This window comes from Candidatus Accumulibacter propinquus (assembly GCF_056856495.1).
The window spans coordinates 264,637-280,933 of the sequence record NZ_JBSEHC010000004.1; the positions used below are offsets into that span (position 1 = coordinate 264,637).

The following is a 16,297-nucleotide window of genomic DNA, read 5'->3' on the forward strand; positions in this document are numbered from 1 at the left end:
GTGCGTCTGTCACCGGGTTGCCGTCGGGTCTTGCCCGGCCTGAAGCCATGCCGTTCAGGGGGCCTTCGTTTCGCTCCGGCGCCGGTTCTTCCAGAAATTGACCGACAGATAGATCATGAAGACGACGAAGGTTAGGAAGCCGGCGAACTGGAAGTAAAGCGAGTAGTTGGTCCGGTAACGGCCGGTGAGTGGGTCGTAGACCGAGCAGAGGATCCGCACACGCGCCATGATCTCCTGCAGCGTACCGACCTCCGGCGGGATGGCCGAGCCGGTGATCAGGCGCTTGAGCGGTTCGGCGAGATCCGCGGCGGTGAACTTCTCGCCATAGACCTGGCGGACGATCCTGCCCTCGGCGTCGACCAGGGTGACCTGGTTGATGTGGTCGAAGCCAGCGGGGGTCGCGATGTAGCTGAAGCCGAAATTGCTGGTCAATTCTCCGACGATGGCCGGGGCAGGGCTCAGGAACTCCCAGTTGGACAGGTGAATGCCGTATTGCCGGGCGAAGTCGCTGAGCGCCGCCGGTGAGTCGAAGGGCTGATTGAAGCCGATGCTGATGACGTTGAAGCGGTCGGCGCCCATGACGCTGACGGTATTGTCGACTGCTTTCTGCAGGTTGCGGGTGATCGTCGGACAGACCTGGAAGCAGGCGGTATAGATGAAGGTGACCAGCAGCGGCTTGCCCCGGTAGCGCGACAGTTCGACCGGTCGCCCCTGGCGATCAAGCAGGACGAAGTCGCCGACCGGCTTGCCGATGGCGCTTTGCGACAACGCGAAGGCAGCCTTCTCGTCGAGCGTGGTCAGTGTCAGCGTGCCGTTGACACCCTGTGGACGAGCGGTGAGCCTGGGCTTGTCGGCCGCCGCGTCGTCGGCGAGTGGGGTGTTCGCGGCCAACAGGAAGAGTGTGACGACGAACGTGCGTGCGAAACGCTGCAGAGTCACCGCGAGGTGTCCATCAATTACCAGAACCGTAGCTGGGTATCCACGATGGCCCCCAGCAGCACCAGTGTCAATTGCATCAGCGAGGCATGAAAGCAGACCATTGCCGATTTGCGGTTGGGTTCGCGCGTCAGCCGCCAGGCCTTCTGGATGAACAGGAAGCCGCCGCTGGCGGCGCCGGCGAAGTAGATCGCGCCGAGGCCGAAAGCCAGCGGCAGCAAGGAGGCGGCAACCAGGATCAGGGTGCTGAACAGGATCGTGTCGGCTGCGCGTTGGTCGCCGACGACGACCGGCAGCATCGGTACGCCGGCGGCGGTGTAGTCGTCGCGGTAAGCGATCGCCAGGCTCCAGAAATGCGGTGGTGTCCACAGGAAAAGGACCAGCGCGAGAGCCAGCGGCACCGCGCGCAATTGCGGATCGGCTGCGGTCGCCCCGGCGAGGACCGCCCAACTACCGGCCAGCCCCCCGAAGACGATGTTCAGCCAGGTGCGGCGTTTCAGCCAGACGGTGTACACGATGGCGTAGAAAAAGGCGCCGAGGAAAACGAACAGCGCTGACCAGGCATTGAGTGCGATCCACGCGGCGCCCACCGACAGTGCCATCAGGGCGGCAATCACCAGCAGCCAGATGGGACCATGGCGGATTTCGCCGGTGACGAAGGGGCGCTTGCTGGTGCGCGACATCAGGTGGTCGCTGTCGTGTTCGTAATACTGGTTGAAGGCGCCGGCGCTGGCCGACGAGACCAGCACCGACAGCGTCAGCACGAGCAGTTGCAGCAGGCTAAGGCTGGGGCCAGCACTGACGGCGAGTCCGGCGAGTGCGGTAAAGGTGATGACGATGCCGATACGCAGCTTGAAAACGCCCAGAATGGCACGGATAGGGAAGCCGGGGGTGCTGTTCGATGGGAGTGTGCTGGGCATTGGCGTCGATAGCGTGGCGATCAGGTGGTTGAAGGCGGGTGGGTGCAGAGTTGTTTGCGTCGGCACTGTGCTCCAGGCGGCGGGATTCAGGCAGGCCCCCACGCCAGTGGCGTGGGGGCGATTGCCGAATCAGCTCAGCAACCAGACTTCGGACAGGTACTTCCAGTTAACAAAGTAGTAGAGGACGAAGGACACCAGCAGCAGCAGCGCCAGCACCACCGTGCCGGGGACCCCGACGTGGTCGCTGCCGTGGGCGACAGCCGAAGCCGCCTGGGTGTTGGCAGGGATCGGCGTCGGCCGGTCCGCCACCTTGCCGCCGTCGAGTTTCCTGCCAAACAGCAGCGACCCGACAACCAGCAGGATCCACAACCCGCCGCCGATCACGGCGATGACGCCGAAGATGCCGGTCAGGCCCATCATCAGGTAGGCCGCGCCCGGCCATTCATACTGGAACGGCGCGCCGGAGAAGGCCATGTCCCAGTGCCGGCGGGAAACGCCCAGCGTGCCGGCGCCCATCATCACCAGTCCGAGCACCGACATGCTGATGCCGAACAGGTAAGGCTGGATCTGGCACAACTTGGGCAGGATCATTTCACGCCGGAAGAGCACCGGCACCAGCAGGTAGGTGATCGACATGAAGGCCAGCGTCGTGCCGGTCACCACCGTGGTGTGGAAATGGCCCGGAACGTAGAAGGTGTTGTGCATCAGCATGTTGATCTGCTCGGTGCCGAGCACGACTCCCGAGATGCCGCCGAGGAAACCGAAGCTGACCAGCGAAATGAACATGCCCGAGAACACCGGGTTGCCCCAGGGTGCCTTGCGCAGCCATTCAAACAGGCCGTTGGTGTAGCCCTTGCGTCGCTGTGCCGCCTCGATCGCGCCGGGGACCGTGAAGCCGTGGATCATCGAGGCCATCACCGCGAAATACATGAAATAGGAGGTGTTGAGAACCTTCCATTCTGCACTCATGCCGGGGTCGGAGAGCAGGTGATGCGCGCTGGCGAGTTGCAGGAACAGGATGTAGAGCAGGAAAGCGAAGCGCGAGACCTTTTCCGACAGGGGTTTGGCACCGAAGATTACCGCCGCCGTCAGGTACCAGACCGAGACATGCGCGGCGACGTTGATCTGCTGCGAGGAGTGCCCCAATCCCCACCACACCATGCGGTACAACTGCGCATCGATTTCCTTGATCAGGCCGACCGACCACAGGAAGGTCGGGATGAGGATGCCGGCGCCGGCGAGGATGGTGAACGTGGCGATGATCGCTGCGGTCAGCGCGCCGAATGTCACCAGCGGCAGGGAGCCCTGGTAGGTCCTGTCCTTTTTGGCGACCACCAGGGTACCGAAGAAGACGGCGACGCCGAGCAGTGCGCCGACGGCCACCAGGATGATTCCCAGGTAGAAGTGCGGCGCGGCCTGCATCGGGACGTACGAGGTGAACATCACGCTCGATTCGCCCTGGAAAATGGCGATGTTGGTCGTGATGCCGCCAATCACCATCAGCCAGAAGCCGAGCCACGCAATCTTCGGTGTTGCCAGTCGGCAGCGGAGCAGCGTCGATGAGGCAAAGTAGAGTACGGCCATTTCGAAGAACAGGATCCACAGGATCAGCATGTCGATGCCGTGGGCGGTAAGAATCAGGTAGAACTGGTCGGCCGGCAGCAGTTTGATCGCCGGCCAGCGGGTGAGGATGACCAGCAGCGCGGTAATGCCGCCGACCAGCAGCCAGAGTACGCCGGCAACGGCGTTCCAGCGCATCAGCTTTTCGGCCTGGTCCTCGAATTGCAGTCCGGAGACGGGACAGGTACGGTAGGTGGTTGCCATCAATTTACTCCCCCTCTTATTTCACGTAGATACGGCCGAGCATCGAGTGGTGGCCGATGCCGCAGTACTCGTTGCAGACGATGGCGTAAGTGCCTTCCTTGGTCGGCGTCATCTTGACGACATGTTCATAGCCGGGGATCACCTGGATGTTGATGTTTACCGGTTGCAGCGAGAAGCCATGGTTGTAGTCCATGGAAGACAGATGAATCCTGTAGGTCTGACCTTTTTCGAGTTCGAGGATCGGGTACCAGGCCCACAGGCGGGCAATCAGGTAGCCGTCACCGCCGGCCGGTACCTTGACCACCGGGATCTGCTGCTCGGTTTCGGTGCGCACGGTGTTCTCGGCGATGAACTTCTCGGCCTTGGCGGCGAACATCTCCGGGCTGGTCTTGTAGGCCTCGTTGGACAGGTTCTGCTTACCGTAGATATGCCAATAGATCATCATCACGAACATGATCATCCCCCAGACGAAGGCGATCCCGATCCACGCCCATTCGACCTTGTCGATGGGTTGCTTCCACCAGAGCCGATCGGACGGCGGCAGAATTGCACTCATAGTTGACTCTCCCTGATGTGAACGGATGGACCTATCTGGCGACCGGCGTATTCATGATGTCGATGATGCCCCACAGGATATAGAGCAGCCCAGGTGAGGCTACGCCGAGAAACAGCAGCAGGAAGTGGTTGTCCAGCAGCTTTTGCATGAACGGAAGGTCGTCATCGTTGTGGTCGGCCATGTTTTTGTATCCTCCATCACTGATTGGCGCGCGCGGCGCATGCCGGGTTGCAGATAAGTCGAATTCCTTGGGCTTTTGGGGCACAATTGGCCACAGAATACCTGCAGGCAGGTGTTCATTGATTTGATTCACGTCAAGAACGGGAGACCATGCGGGCACCGGCAAAGCCTGCTGGCATCTGTGTCGCAGCGCCAGACCTGCGGCTGAATGTCGCAGCCGGCGCGGCCCTCAAGGAGCGCGACAAAGGGCATATAATTCGCGCCTTTTCCCCTTTTTCCGTTCCCCGGTGACATGTCATGGATAAAGTCGCTCGCCGACAAGTCGCGCTTTGGCTGCTGCTTTGCAGTGCCATGGTCTTTGCCATTCTGGTTGTCGGTGGTGTCACGCGGCTGACGCACTCGGGTCTGTCGATCGTCGAGTGGCAACCGATCGTCGGCGTCATCCCGCCGTTGAACCAGCAGGAATGGGAGGATACGTTCGAAAAATACAAGCTGACGCCGGAATACCAGCAGGTGAACCATCGGATGGCACTTGCCGAGTTCAAGGGCATCTTCTACTGGGAGTACTGGCATCGCGTGCTGGGACGCCTGGTCGGCGTCGTGTTTCTCCTGCCCTTTCTCTATTTCTGGCTGCGACGCAAACTCGCCCCTGCGCTGGTACCGAAGTTGCTGGGCATCTTCGTGCTGGGCGGTCTGCAGGGGGCAATGGGCTGGTACATGGTCAAGAGCGGACTGGTCGACGATCCTCGTGTCAGCCACTACCGCCTGACCGCGCATCTGTCGCTGGCATTCCTGATCTTTGTCGCGATGTTCTGGCTGGCGCTGGGCTTGCTTTCCGAGCGCGTGCGTACCACCCATGATGTGCAGTTGCGGCAGTTGCAGCGCGTCGCTTTCTGGCTGGCGTTACTCGTGGGCTACATGGTGGTCAGTGGCGGCCTGGTTGCCGGGATACGCGCCGGCAAGGCCTACAATACCTTTCCGCTGATGCACGGGCATGTGCTGCCGCCGGAGAGCTTCATCATCGATCCGTGGTATCTCAATTTCTTCAACAACATGGCCCTGGTCCAGTTTGACCATCGCCTGGGAGCGTGGCTGTTGGCCTTCCTCGTGCCCTGGCTCTGGTGGAAGCTCAGCCGCGCAGTCGTCTCCCGTAGGGTGCGGCTGGCGGCAACATTGTTGCTGATCGTGCTCCTCGCGCAGATCGGACTCGGGATTGCGACACTGCTGCTGGCGGTTCCCGTGGGTCTGGGTGCCGCGCATCAGGGTGGCGCCATGGTCGTCCTGGGTGTGCTGTTGTGGTTGAATCACGAACTACGCGCGGTGCCCTCGTCCGGCGGCGCCACCTGATGGCCAGCCTGGGTCTGCGCCTGCGGAAAGTGCGCGCGCTGGCACTGCTGTTGACGGCGCTTTCGCTGCTGGTGGTGTTGCTCAGTGCCTACCTTCGTCTCGACGGTGCCGGCCTCGGTTGTGCCGATTGGCCCGCCTGCTATGGGGCGTTGCTGAGTGGTGAACCGCAGGAACAGCATTTCGGCGTCGCGCGGCTGCTGCATCGCGCCGCCGCGTCGTTGTCGCTGCTGCTGGCCTGCACGCTGGTCTGGCAGTGTCGGCGGCGACCCATGATCGAGTCGGCGGCCGCTCCGGCGACGCTGCTGCTGTTGTTGATGCTGGCGCTCTCGGCGCTTGGAATCTGGAGTTCAGATCCCAGGCTGATGCCGGTCGGTTTCCTGAACATCCTGGGTGGCCTCGGTCTGGTCAGCTTCTCGTGGCGGGTGGTGCTGGCCAGTCGCCCCGGATCTGCGCTCGACCAACCGGACGAGCCGAGGCTCTTGCTGCGCGTCGGGGCCGTTGTCCTTACCAGTACTTTGGTCCTGGGGGCGCTGCTCGGTTCAGGCTACGCCGCGCCGTCCTGCCCATCGTTTCCGGACTGTGCCGGCCGGTGGTGGCCGACAGCGGCCGGCTGGACGGCACTCCAGCCATTGTCGATCCTGACTTCGGTGCCGCAAGCCGGCGATCCCGGTGGCGTCACCCTGAATTTGCTGCACCGCTACAGCGCAATGTGCACGCTGATCTTGCTGGGCACCGCGGCGGTACGGGCGATGCGCGATGAACAACGACGCCGGGCAGCGATGCTGGTGCTCGTCCTGCTCATAACCGAAGTCGCGCTGGGTACCTTGACCGTCATCAGTGGCTTCAGCCTTGGGCTGGCGATCAGCCACGGAGTGTGTGCTGCGGCACTGCTGGCGGCAGTGGCGACGCTGCTCCGAAGAAGTCTGTCGCCAGCAGTAAATGTGTGCGCCAGCAGTGTCTGAAGCCGCAAAGCGGTGCCTTGCCGCAACTACACCGAGAACGACGAACCGCAGCCGCAAGTCGATGAGGCGTTGGGATTCTTGATAACGAACTGCGAACCCTCAAGCCCTTCGGTGTAGTCGATTTCAGCACCAACGAGGTACTGGTAGCTCATCGGGTCGACCAGCAGGGTGACGCCGTTTTTCTGCAGCGCCGTGTCATCATCATTGGCGACCTCGTCAAAGGTGAAGCCATACTGAAAACCCGAGCAGCCACCACCGGTGACAAATACGCGCAGTTTCAGGTCCGGGTTGCCTTCCTCTTCGATCAACTCCTTCACCTTGCCAGCCGCGCTGTCGGTGAAGACGAAGGGCATCGGCATTTCGGTTGCTACATTCATTACGCTATCCTCCTGATACTGAATCTGGGTGAGTAGCCTGCTCAAGCCAGGCGCGGTGACACACGGTTGGTTAGGGTTCTACAAATGGCGCCTGCCTGATCGATCAGGCGCTTTGCGGCAAGCATGTTGCGTTGCGATCCATCGCTCCCCCTGTGCAACGCCCGGGGTTTGCGTTGAGGCCACAGCGAACACGCGCATTCGACACGGACAGTGCTGAGGAGTTCCAGAGCTTTCCCGAACGCTGGCGCAGCAATCATTGGGTCGAGCGCTAGGGTAGCACTGCCAGTTGCCACAGGCCCTCTGTTTCCGGCAATCCGAACATGATGTTCATGTTCTGCACAGCCTGTCCGGCAGCGCCTTTGACGAGGTTGTCGATGACCGACAGGACAACCACAATATTTCCCTGCTGAGGCCGGTGAACGGCGATACGGCAGACATTTGCGGCGCGTACCGAGCGGGTGTCCGGATGCGAATTCGAAGGCATGACATCGACAAACGGCTCGGCTTTGTAGCGGCTTTCGAATACCTCCTGGAAATCCGCTTCGGTCTTGATGCGCGCGTACAAGGTGGCATGAATGCCACGGATCAACGGCGTCAGGTGTGGTACGAAGGTCAGGCCGACCGGGTTGCCGGCCATGGTCGACAAGCCCTGTCGAATCTCGGGCAGATGTCTATGGCCGGCGACGGCGTAGGCCTTGAAATTATCCGCGGTTTCTGAAAAGAGGGCAGCGATTTCGGCCTTGCGTCCAGCACCGGATACGCCCGACTTGGCGTCCGCCACGAGATGATCGACTTCCACCAGGCCGGCTTCGAGCAGAGGCATGAAGCCCAATTGCACAGCCGTTGGGTAACAGCCGGGGTTGGCCACCAGTTGAGCGTTGCGAATGGCCGCGCGATGATGTTCTGGGAGGCCATAGACGGCTTTTCCAACCCACTCCGGGCTGGCATGCTGCATCCCGTACCACTGGCCCCACTCGCCCACATCCCTGATGCGGAAGTCGGCCGCCAGATCGATGACGCGCACGCCAGCGTCCAGCAGCGCCGGTGCCTGTTGCATCGCCACGCCATTTGGCGTGGCGAAGAAGACCACGTCACAAGCTTTCAGATTGGCGCTGGCCGGATCCTGAAACTTGAGGCTCAGTCGCCCGCGCAAGCTGGGGAACATGCTGGAGACGGCAGTGCCCGCGTCCCCCCTGGAGGTGATGGCTACGATTTCTGCCTCAGGATGTTGCGCCAGAAGGCGCAATAATTCTACGCCCGTGTAGCCGGTACCTCCAACAATGCCAACCTTGATCATGCGAGCCTCCCTGATAGTGGCCAATGATAGACTCCCACTCCCGAAAACACAAAAGCCGCCCAAAGGCGGCTTTCCCTGCAGTGCAGGACTCGCTTAACGTTTGGAGAACTGCTTGCGACGGCGAGCCTTGTGGAAGCCGACCTTCTTGCGTTCCACCTCGCGAGCGTCACGCGTAACGAATCCGGCTTTCGATAGTGCCGGCTTGAGCGACAGGTCATAGGCGATCAGTGCCCGAGTGATACCATGCCGTACCGCTCCAGCCTGTCCGGATTCACCGCCGCCTGCGACATTGACCAGAATATCGAAGCCTGCCATTTGCTCAATCAGTTGCAGTGGCTGCCGAACGATCATGCGGCCCGTGACTCGCGAGAAAAACTCATCGACTGGCTTGCCGTTCACGACGAACTTGCCGCTGCCGCGCTTCATGAAAACCCGCGCCACGGCGCATTTCCGCCGCCCGGTGCCATAGAAGTAATTTTCAGCCATTGTGACCCCTTAGAGTTCCAGAACCTTCGGCTGCTGGGCAGCGTGCGGATGGGTTGCACCGGCGTAACATTTCATTTTCTTGAGCATGGCGTAACCGAGCGGTCCCTTGGGGAGCATGCCCTTTACCGCTTGCTCAAGGACGCGTCCCGGGAAACGCTGCTGCATCTTGGTGAAGCTGGTTTCGTAAATGCCGCCCGGATACCCCGAGTGGCGATAGTATTTCTTGTCCTCAGCTTTGTTGCCAGTGACGCGCAACTTTTCGACATTGGTTACGACGATGTAGTCGCCGGTATCCACGTGCGGAGTGAATTCGGGCTTGTGCTTACCACGCAGGCGGCGCGCAATTTCGGTTGCAAGGCGACCGAGCACCTTGTCCGTGGCATCAACCAGAAGCCATTCGCGCTGCACTTCGTGCGATTTGGCAGAGAAAGTCTTCATCAAAAACGCCGTCCTTTTTTGCCTGATAACGGAAAGCCCAGCATCTTATTGCAAGTTCGCAAGACCTGTCAATCGCTGTTTTGCTGATTTGACAGACTGCACCGGCTTCTGCGTGTCGGGAGAAACGCGGATCAAGCGACCAGGGCCCGCGTTGCATGCCATGCCGGTGAGCTGCTCAAGTGCCTTGCGCAGCCCAATTCTGCGCAACAGGCGGTGTTGCCGGGCGACAGCGTGGTTCAAAGCTGCGCGCCGCGATTGCAAAAAAAAGCGCGGCTCGTTGGAGCCGCGCTAAATCCACACCAAAGGAGGAGGGTGGAGGAGACAAGGGAATCTGGCCGGAAAGGCCTGAAGCAAAGTCGTTACGTTGAAGAGATTATGGATCTTCCCAGGCTGAGGGTCAAGTATTTTTTGTGCATTGCGCCATATTTTTTTTGCGCCGGTGAACGTCAAGCGACGTCTGCCCTATAAATAAATAATGTTCAACAAGTTGCATACATAAAATGATATGCCTTGCATGATACGTAATCAAAATTGACGATATCCATGGCGGTTTTCTGACTTTTTATGTTGCGCCGCAGCATTTGTGACGTTGGCGTATCAAGCGGTACTTGGCGCTACAATCACGGTTTGGGGCGAAGGCTGGGCGGTCGCTTGTCGTGGCCCCTGTCGGGGCCGTGAGGGGAGCGTTCAGTCAAGTACCGCGGGCTGGCGGCGCTGCCGGCCAACGCAGGTTTGGCTGATATATAAGTCCGACGTCCCCTCACAACGGTCTTTGGAAAAGGAGTAGCACATGGAATGCAAGGTGAGGTGGACCGGGGACGGGGCGTCGTTCATTGCTGAAACGGAGAGCAATCACGCGGTAGTGATGGATGGCGCGCCAGAGGCCGGTGGGCGCAATCTGGCGCCTCGACCGATGGAACTGCTACTTGCCGGGACCGGCGGGTGTACCGCCTTCGACGTTGTCCTGATTCTGAAGAAGGGGCGTCATGCAGTGACCGGATGCGAAGTCAGCCTGCAGGCCGAGCGTGCCGACGTCGAACCGAGAGTGTTTACCCGCATTCATTTCCACTTTCGCGTTACCGGCAGGCAACTCAAGCCGGAAGGGGTGGCGCGTGCCATCGAACTCTCAAAGGACAAGTACTGCTCGGCGTCGATCATGCTTGGCAAGACCGCCGAGATCACCCACGACTTCGAGATCGTCGAAGCCTGACCCACCCAGCACCGGCCAGCGCTGGCACCTCGACGGTCAGAGGTAATACGCGGTATGCGTCATGGTCTGCGATGCCAGCCGCATGGCCTTGATTGCGGATGCGGGCAATTGGCGCGCGCCAAGACGTATGGCCGTTTCGGCGTGCGCGATTTCGTCGAGGCGCATCTGCTCCACGATCGCCCGCGACCGGTTGTCCTGGCTCGGCAGTTCCTTGAGGTGATGGTCGAGGTGCGCCTCAACCTGCCTTTCGGTTTCGGCGAGAAACCCGAGGCTCCAGGGATCGCCGAGTTTGCCGGCGGCAATTCCGATGCCGAGCGCACCGAGGTACCAGACGGGATTCAACAGGCTGGTGCGCCCGCCGAGTTCGGAGAGGCGGTGCTCGATCCAGGCCAGGTGTTCGGTTTCCTCATTGGCGGCCTTCTCCAGCGCCTGTCGTACCTGCGGATCACGGCAGGTCAGGGCCTGCCCCTGGTAGAGGGCCTGCGCGCAGACCTCGCCAACGTGATTGATCCGCATCAGGGCCCCGGCATGCGCCCGTTCATGATCGGAAAATGACGCCTCCGGCTCGTCGCTTCCGGGTCTCTGGCGAAGGCTCGCGGCGGGTGCGAAAAGCGTACGCAGGGCCTTGTCGAACTCGATGAGGAAGCGGTCGGTAAGCATGTGTTGCTTTCTTGGTGCTGCGCTATCGGAGCCACTGGACAGGGTCCTAGCGCTGCATGGTCGATGAATGTCCGCCGTAACGGAGAGCACGCCGAGCGTCATCGGCATCGCGAAGCGTCACCCCAACGGGGCAGAAATACTCGCTAAAGAGCGCTGCATGGTGGCGATTGAGCGAGTTCTCGATGATCCGCGTCCACTGGTCGTTGCGTGCTTTCGACCAAGTGCCGTCCGGGCGGCCAAATGCATAAAGCCGACGCTCCCCGGTGGAGCAGTTCATGCCCTCGTAACTCACATTGCGCGCGCCGGAGGGGCTGACAATCACCAGCGTAAAGCGCAGCACGCCGTTGCCGCTCACATTGAACGACTCTCCGTCGATCATGAACTGGTTGTCGGTTGTCGCACTGACGACAAACGGGATCAGGTTTTCCGCCTGTGGAGACGCCGGGAATTTCACCTCGATCTCCTCGGCGGGCTTCTCGTCCGCTTCGCGGAGGGCTGCCGCCGCCGTACCTGCAGCATAAACCACCATCAACAAGGGCCAAAGGCAGCGTGCCAGTGTCGGCAACGGCAAGCACCACCGGGGTGCCGTGCGGAACGACAGCGAATTCGGAGGTCGAATCATTCCTTGCCTGCGATATCAGGAATTGCGGAGAACTGCTCGTGAGCTGGTGGGCTGCGCCCGCGACGCTGATCGGCATTGAGAAAACGGGCCAACTCATTTAAGGCTTGCTCGTACACCCGCCGCTTGAACTCGATGACCGCGTCAAGCGATACCCAGTAGTTGTTCCAGCGCCAGGCGTCAAACTCAGGATGGTCGCAGGCGCGCAACGAGACGTCGCAGTCGCGTCCGACAAGCCGCAGCAGAAACCAGATCTGCTTCTGCCCTCGGTAGCTGCCACGCCATTCGCGCCTTACCCAGTGCGTTGGCACGTCGTAACGCAACCAGTCTTTCGTTCGGCCGAGAACGAATACGTGCTCGGGTAGCAGACCGATTTCTTCATGTAACTCCCGGTACATCGCCTGCTCGGGCGTTTCGCCCCGCTTGATGCCACCCTGTGGAAACTGCCATGAATGCTCTCGGATTCGCTTGCCCCAGAAGACCTCGTTCCTGGCGTTACAAAGAATGATGCCGACGTTCGGGCGATAGCCTTCACGGTCAAGCATTATTTAGAACCTGCAAATTGATTGATTGGACGCATTTTTCCACATTTCAACAGCCTTGGAAAGCAAACCGTGACCGAGGGGCGGGTGGTTTTTCGCTCCTCTTGCCGGAGCCGTTCCCCTGCGGCTGCATCCGCTGCGCCGACGAGGGTTGGTTCGGTGTGCTATTGGGGGTCGCAGTTTGACCCTCTGTCTAGTAAGATTGTGCCTTCGCCGTCCGTCAGTTCATTCCCATGCGCACCTCCAGGTTTTTCATTTCCACTCTCAAAGAAGCACCGTCTGAGGCTGAGGTGGTCAGTCACCAGCTCATGCTCCGCGCCGGGATGATCAAACGGCTGGCTGGCGGAATCTACACCTGGATGCCGATCGGGCTGCGGGTGCTGCGCAAGGTCGAGCAGATCGTCCGCGAGGAGATGAATCGGGCCGGGGCCATCGAATTGTCGATGCCGGCCGTACAGCCGGCGGAACTATGGCAGGAGTCCGGGCGCTGGGAAAAGTATGGTCCCGAGTTGTTGCGGTGCAAGGATCGGCATCAGCGCGATTTCGTGATCGGTCCGACGCACGAGGAAGTGATTACCGATGTCGTGCGCCGGGAGGTCAGGAGCTACCGTCAGTTGCCGCTGCACTTTTACCAGGTGCAGGTGAAGTTCCGCGACGAGATCCGACCCCGTTTCGGTATCATGCGCGGCCGCGAATTCCTGATGAAGGACGGCTACTCGTTTCACAGCAGCTTCGAAGACCTGCAACGCGAATACCGCAACATGTTCGACACGTATACGCGTATCTTCAATCGTCTCGGGCTGAAATTCCGTGCCGTCGCCGCCGATACCGGTTCGATTGGCGGAACGGGATCGCATGAGTTCCATGTGCTGGCGGATTCCGGCGAGGATGCCCTGGCCTATTGCCCCGACTCCGGCTTTGCGGCCAACGTCGAACTCGCGGAGGCGCTGGCCCCATCAACAGGACGCGCGGACGCGAGCACCGTCATGCAGAAGGTGGCCACACCCGGACGGGTCAAGTGCGAGGATGTCGCCGAACTCCTCGACATCGAACTGACCCGGATGGTGAAGGCGATCGCCATCGTGTCAAGTTCCCCCTCAGGCACCCTTGACCGGTTTGCTTTGATCCTGCTGCGCGGCGACCACAACCTCAACGAGCTCAAGGCACAGAAGACCCTCGGCGAGTTCCGCTTCGCGCGCGACGACGAAATCGTCGCGGCGCTTGGTTGCCCGCCCGGCTATATCGGTCCGGTCGGAGTTGCCGATGTGCCGGTTTTCGCCGACCGCAGCGTGGTGGTGATGAGCGACTTCGTGTGTGGTGCCAATGCGGTGGGTTTTCATCTGACTGGCGTGAACTTCGGTCGTGACCTGATGGAGCCGACGCTGGTCAGCGATTTGCGGAATGTCGTCGCCGGTGATCGTTCTCCCGATGGCCGCGGCACGCTCGAACTCTGCCGTGGCATCGAGGTAGGCCATATCTTTCAACTGCGCAGCAAATACGCCGAAGCACTCAAATGCAGTTTTCTCGACGAAGCCGGGCAGAGCCGCCTGATGGAAATGGGGTGTTATGGTATTGGTGTCACTCGTATCGTCGGGGCAGCCATCGAGCAAGGCCACGATGGACGGGGAATCATTTTCCCGGCGGCGATTGCGCCGTTCGAGGTGTGCATCGTTCCCATGGCTTATGCCAAGAGCGAAGCGGTGAGGGCGGCCGCCGACGCCCTTTACGCCGATCTGGCGCGTTCCGGGATCGACGTTCTGCTCGATGATCGAAACGAACGTCCGGGCGTCGCGTTCGCCGAAATGGAACTGATCGGTATCCCGCACCGGGTGGTCGTCGGCGAGCGCGGCCTCGCGGAGGGAAAACTCGAGTACAAGGGCCGGGTCGACCGCGAGTTGCAAATGGTGCCGACCGCAGAGATCGTCCAGTTTCTGAAGGCTCGCCTGTGCGCAGCCTGATCGCGCTTTGCGCTTTTCTGCTACCTCTGGTTGCGCACGCCGGTGCCCAGAAGTACGAGCCCCTCTCGGCAAGTGTGCAGGCGGCGCTGTCGCGATCAGTTTCGGATCGGGCGCCACCGCGGAGTTCCTTTCAGGATTCGATGGACGCGATCGACTGGTTGGCGGAGATGTCGCGCCGCCTGGAAAAGCGCATACCCGACCGCGAAGCACGCTTTGAATTCCTGCGTTCGGTGCACTACGAGGCGACGCGCGCGGGTCTCGATCCGCAGTTGGTGCTCGGCTTGATCCAGGTCGAGAGCGGCTTCAAGAAGTACGCCGTGTCAACGGCGGGCGCACGCGGGTTCATGCAGGTCATGCCCTTCTGGATCAAGGTCGTCGGCTTGAGCGACGACAACCTTTTCCACTTGCGTACCAACCTGCGCTACGGGTGTACGATTCTTCGCCACTACCTCGACATCGAACGGGGTGATCTCTTCCGTGCGCTGGGTCGCTACAACGGCAGCCTTGGCCAGGCCGAATACCCCAACATCGTGCGCATGGCGTGGCAGAACCAGTGGTCGTATTCGAAGAGCAAGCTGGCGCTGCGCTGACCCTGTATTGAATGCCGGGACTCAGCGCATGCCCGGCAACATGCCTTTGATGCCACGCATAAGCTGCGCGATGCCGCCGCGGGAAAACTGCTTCATCATCTTTTGCGTCTGCTCGAACTGCTTGAGCAGCCGATTCACTTCCTGCACCTGAACCCCGGCACCCAGGGCGATGCGTCGCTTGCGTGCGGCCTTGAGCAGTTCCGGTCGCGTGCGCTCGGTCGGGGTCATCGAGTTGATGATCCCTTCGATGCGTGCGACCGCCTTCTCCTCGCCGCCTGCGGGCAACTGGCCTGCGGCCTGCGAGAACTGTGCGGGCAGTTTGTCGATCATCGACGACAGGCCGCCCATCTTGCGCATCTGGCCGATCTGGTCCTTGAAGTCATTGAGATCGAAGCCCTTGCCTGACTTGAGCTTCCTGGCGAACTCGACGGCCTTTTCTTCGTCGATGCCTTTCTGCGCATCCTCGATCAGCGACAGCACGTCGCCCATGCCGAGGATTCGCGAAGCCATGCGCTCCGGGTGGAAGGCTTCGAGGCCGGTCAGTTTTTCGCCTATCCCCGCGTACTTGATCGGTCGGCCAGTGACGTGACGAACCGACAGGGCGGCACCGCCGCGCGCGTCACCATCAAGCTTGGTCAGCACGATCCCGGTCAGGGGCAGGGCCTCGCTGAAGGCGCGGGCGGTATTGATCGCATCCTGACCCAGCATCGCATCAACGACGAACAAAGTCTCGATCGGCCTGATCGCCGCGTGTATGTCGGCGATTTCCTTCATCATCGCGGTATCGATGGCCAGGCGGCCAGCGGTGTCCACCAGCAGGACATCGTGGTAGTGTCGTCTGGCCCAATCGACCGCACTGCGCGCGATATCGACCGGTTTCTCGGTGGTTGTGGAAGGAAAGAAATCGGCCCCCGCCTGCGCGGCGACGGTTTTCAACTGCTCGATGGCCGCCGGGCGGTAGACGTCGCAGGACACCACCAGGACCTTTTTCCGCTGCGTCTCACGCAACATCTTGGCGAGCTTGCCGACGGTGGTGGTCTTGCCCGAACCCTGCAGGCCGGCCATCAGGACGACTGCCGGCGGTTGTGTCGCCAGATTCAGTCCGCTGTGGGCGTCGCCCATCAATCTGGTGAGTTCACGGTGAACGACACCGACCAGAGCCTGTCCCGGGCTCAGCGATCCGATCACCTCTTCGCCGATGGCTTTTTCCTTGACGGCGGCGATCAGTTCCTTGATTGCCGGCAAGGCTACGTCCGCCTCCAGCAGGGCCAGGCGAACCTCGCGCAGGGCATCGGCGATGTTGGCTTCGGTCAGGCGTGCTTCACCGCGCAGTGTCTTCATGACGCGGGCAAGGCGTTGGGTCAGGTTGTCGAGCATTTGGATTCCGGCTTGGTG

Annotated in this window: 18 protein-coding genes; 5 read left to right on the forward strand and 13 right to left on the reverse strand. The window is 61.0% G+C overall.

Translation table 11 applies throughout. The features are described from left to right. Positions 1-54 precede the first annotated feature (54 nt). The 5 genes from AC15MQ_RS17215 to AC15MQ_RS17235 form a co-directional block, all read right to left on the reverse strand. Positions 55-939, reverse strand: a complete 885-nt coding sequence (locus AC15MQ_RS17215) for an SCO family protein (protein ID WP_483080787.1) — start codon at positions 937-939, stop codon at positions 55-57. Between the two features lie 17 nt (positions 940-956). Next, entirely contained in the window at positions 957-1,922 is a 966-nt protein-coding gene (gene cyoE, locus AC15MQ_RS17220) for a heme o synthase (RefSeq protein ID WP_483080788.1), read from the reverse strand. Positions 1,923-1,985: 63 nt separating this feature from the next. Then, positions 1,986-3,680 carry a cbb3-type cytochrome c oxidase subunit I gene (locus AC15MQ_RS17225; RefSeq protein ID WP_483080789.1) on the reverse strand — a complete coding sequence of 565 codons (1,695 nt, stop codon included), beginning with the start codon at positions 3,678-3,680 and terminating at the stop codon, positions 1,986-1,988. A gap of 16 nt (positions 3,681-3,696) precedes the next feature. Further along, positions 3,697-4,236, reverse strand: coding sequence for a cupredoxin domain-containing protein (locus tag AC15MQ_RS17230; RefSeq protein ID WP_324573169.1), 540 nt, complete (start codon positions 4,234-4,236; stop codon positions 3,697-3,699). Between the two features lie 31 nt (positions 4,237-4,267). After that, entirely contained in the window at positions 4,268-4,417 is a 150-nt protein-coding gene (locus AC15MQ_RS17235) for a hypothetical protein (RefSeq protein ID WP_287669996.1), read from the reverse strand. Between the two features lie 296 nt (positions 4,418-4,713). Between AC15MQ_RS17235 and AC15MQ_RS17240 the strand changes: the two genes are divergently transcribed. Continuing rightward, positions 4,714-5,763, forward strand: a complete 1,050-nt coding sequence (locus AC15MQ_RS17240; RefSeq protein ID WP_287653591.1) for a COX15/CtaA family protein — start codon at positions 4,714-4,716, stop codon at positions 5,761-5,763. Beyond that, positions 5,763-6,725 carry a COX15/CtaA family protein gene (locus tag AC15MQ_RS17245; RefSeq protein WP_483080790.1) on the forward strand — a complete coding sequence of 321 codons (963 nt, stop codon included), beginning with the start codon at positions 5,763-5,765 and terminating at the stop codon, positions 6,723-6,725. The genes AC15MQ_RS17240 and AC15MQ_RS17245 overlap by 1 nt, the downstream gene beginning before the upstream one ends. Before the next feature lie 26 nt (positions 6,726-6,751). Here the strand turns inward: AC15MQ_RS17245 and erpA are convergent, their stop codons facing one another. The 4 genes from erpA to rplM all read right to left on the reverse strand — a co-directional run bounded on the left by erpA (position 6,752) and on the right by rplM (position 9,323). After that, positions 6,752-7,102 (reverse strand): iron-sulfur cluster insertion protein ErpA, encoded by a 351-nt coding sequence (gene erpA, locus AC15MQ_RS17250; RefSeq protein WP_034941160.1) that lies wholly within the window; start codon positions 7,100-7,102, stop codon positions 6,752-6,754. Between the two features lie 268 nt (positions 7,103-7,370). Then, positions 7,371-8,399 (reverse strand): N-acetyl-gamma-glutamyl-phosphate reductase, encoded by a 1,029-nt coding sequence (argC, locus tag AC15MQ_RS17255; protein ID WP_287653613.1) that lies wholly within the window; start codon positions 8,397-8,399, stop codon positions 7,371-7,373. Between the two features lie 93 nt (positions 8,400-8,492). Further along, complete coding sequence (gene rpsI, locus AC15MQ_RS17260; protein ID WP_287653589.1) at positions 8,493-8,885, reverse strand: 30S ribosomal protein S9; 393 nt, start codon at positions 8,883-8,885, stop codon at positions 8,493-8,495. A gap of 9 nt (positions 8,886-8,894) precedes the next feature. Continuing rightward, the gene (rplM, locus tag AC15MQ_RS17265) at positions 8,895-9,323 is read right to left on the reverse strand and encodes a 50S ribosomal protein L13 (RefSeq protein ID WP_287653588.1); all 429 of its coding nucleotides are present in this window, start codon (positions 9,321-9,323) and stop codon (positions 8,895-8,897) included. A gap of 790 nt (positions 9,324-10,113) precedes the next feature. Between rplM and AC15MQ_RS17270 the strand changes: the two genes are divergently transcribed. Beyond that, a complete protein-coding gene (locus AC15MQ_RS17270; RefSeq protein WP_483080791.1) occupies positions 10,114-10,533 on the forward strand; it encodes an OsmC family protein in 420 nt (139 codons plus the stop codon). Positions 10,534-10,569: 36 nt separating this feature from the next. Here the strand turns inward: AC15MQ_RS17270 and coq7 are convergent, their stop codons facing one another. From coq7 to AC15MQ_RS17285, 3 genes are all read right to left on the reverse strand, one after another. Beyond that, the gene (gene coq7, locus AC15MQ_RS17275) at positions 10,570-11,193 is read right to left on the reverse strand and encodes a 2-polyprenyl-3-methyl-6-methoxy-1,4-benzoquinone monooxygenase (protein WP_287653586.1); all 624 of its coding nucleotides are present in this window, start codon (positions 11,191-11,193) and stop codon (positions 10,570-10,572) included. Between the two features lie 46 nt (positions 11,194-11,239). Beyond that, on the reverse strand, positions 11,240-11,722 hold the full coding sequence (locus AC15MQ_RS17280; protein ID WP_287653612.1) for a CNP1-like family protein: 483 nt from the start codon (positions 11,720-11,722) through the stop codon (positions 11,240-11,242). An 89-nt stretch (positions 11,723-11,811) separates the two neighbouring features. Then, the gene (locus AC15MQ_RS17285; protein WP_287653585.1) at positions 11,812-12,357 is read right to left on the reverse strand and encodes an RNA pyrophosphohydrolase; all 546 of its coding nucleotides are present in this window, start codon (positions 12,355-12,357) and stop codon (positions 11,812-11,814) included. Between the two features lie 230 nt (positions 12,358-12,587). Here AC15MQ_RS17285 and AC15MQ_RS17290 point away from each other — a divergent pair, with 230 nt between their 5' ends. After that, positions 12,588-14,312, forward strand: a complete 1,725-nt coding sequence (locus tag AC15MQ_RS17290) for a proline--tRNA ligase (protein ID WP_483080792.1) — start codon at positions 12,588-12,590, stop codon at positions 14,310-14,312. Then, on the forward strand, positions 14,300-14,902 hold the full coding sequence (locus AC15MQ_RS17295) for a lytic transglycosylase domain-containing protein (RefSeq protein WP_287669987.1): 603 nt from the start codon (positions 14,300-14,302) through the stop codon (positions 14,900-14,902). Before AC15MQ_RS17290 ends, AC15MQ_RS17295 begins: the two co-directional genes overlap by 13 nt. A gap of 21 nt (positions 14,903-14,923) precedes the next feature. On the opposite strand, the gene ffh is transcribed toward AC15MQ_RS17295, so the two are convergent. Continuing rightward, on the reverse strand, positions 14,924-16,279 hold the full coding sequence (gene ffh / locus AC15MQ_RS17300; RefSeq protein ID WP_287653581.1) for a signal recognition particle protein: 1,356 nt from the start codon (positions 16,277-16,279) through the stop codon (positions 14,924-14,926). Positions 16,280-16,297: the final 18 nt, after the last annotated feature.

Bases quoted from the DNA above. Each gene is read 5' to 3' on its own strand.
- coq7 (WP_287653586.1), bottom strand. From the start codon at position 11,193: ATGCTTACCGACCGCTTCCTCATCGAGTTCGACAAGGCCCTGCGTACG.
- argC (WP_287653613.1), bottom strand. From the start codon at position 8,399: ATGATCAAGGTTGGCATTGTTGGAGGTACCGGCTACACGGGCGTAGAA.
- AC15MQ_RS17235 (WP_287669996.1), bottom strand. From the start codon at position 4,417: ATGGCCGACCACAACGATGACGACCTTCCGTTCATGCAAAAGCTGCTG.
- AC15MQ_RS17290 (WP_483080792.1), top strand. From the start codon at position 12,588: ATGCGCACCTCCAGGTTTTTCATTTCCACTCTCAAAGAAGCACCGTCT.
- AC15MQ_RS17225 (WP_483080789.1), bottom strand. From the start codon at position 3,680: ATGGCAACCACCTACCGTACCTGTCCCGTCTCCGGACTGCAATTCGAG.
- ffh (WP_287653581.1), bottom strand. From the start codon at position 16,279: ATGCTCGACAACCTGACCCAACGCCTTGCCCGCGTCATGAAGACACTG.
- AC15MQ_RS17240 (WP_287653591.1), top strand. From the start codon at position 4,714: ATGGATAAAGTCGCTCGCCGACAAGTCGCGCTTTGGCTGCTGCTTTGC.
- AC15MQ_RS17230 (WP_324573169.1), bottom strand. From the start codon at position 4,236: ATGAGTGCAATTCTGCCGCCGTCCGATCGGCTCTGGTGGAAGCAACCC.
- AC15MQ_RS17280 (WP_287653612.1), bottom strand. From the start codon at position 11,722: ATGGTGGTTTATGCTGCAGGTACGGCGGCGGCAGCCCTCCGCGAAGCG.
- AC15MQ_RS17270 (WP_483080791.1), top strand. From the start codon at position 10,114: ATGGAATGCAAGGTGAGGTGGACCGGGGACGGGGCGTCGTTCATTGCT.
- AC15MQ_RS17245 (WP_483080790.1), top strand. From the start codon at position 5,763: ATGGCCAGCCTGGGTCTGCGCCTGCGGAAAGTGCGCGCGCTGGCACTG.
- rpsI (WP_287653589.1), bottom strand. From the start codon at position 8,885: ATGGCTGAAAATTACTTCTATGGCACCGGGCGGCGGAAATGCGCCGTG.
- rplM (WP_287653588.1), bottom strand. From the start codon at position 9,323: ATGAAGACTTTCTCTGCCAAATCGCACGAAGTGCAGCGCGAATGGCTT.
- AC15MQ_RS17285 (WP_287653585.1), bottom strand. From the start codon at position 12,357: ATGCTTGACCGTGAAGGCTATCGCCCGAACGTCGGCATCATTCTTTGT.
- erpA (WP_034941160.1), bottom strand. From the start codon at position 7,102: ATGAATGTAGCAACCGAAATGCCGATGCCCTTCGTCTTCACCGACAGC.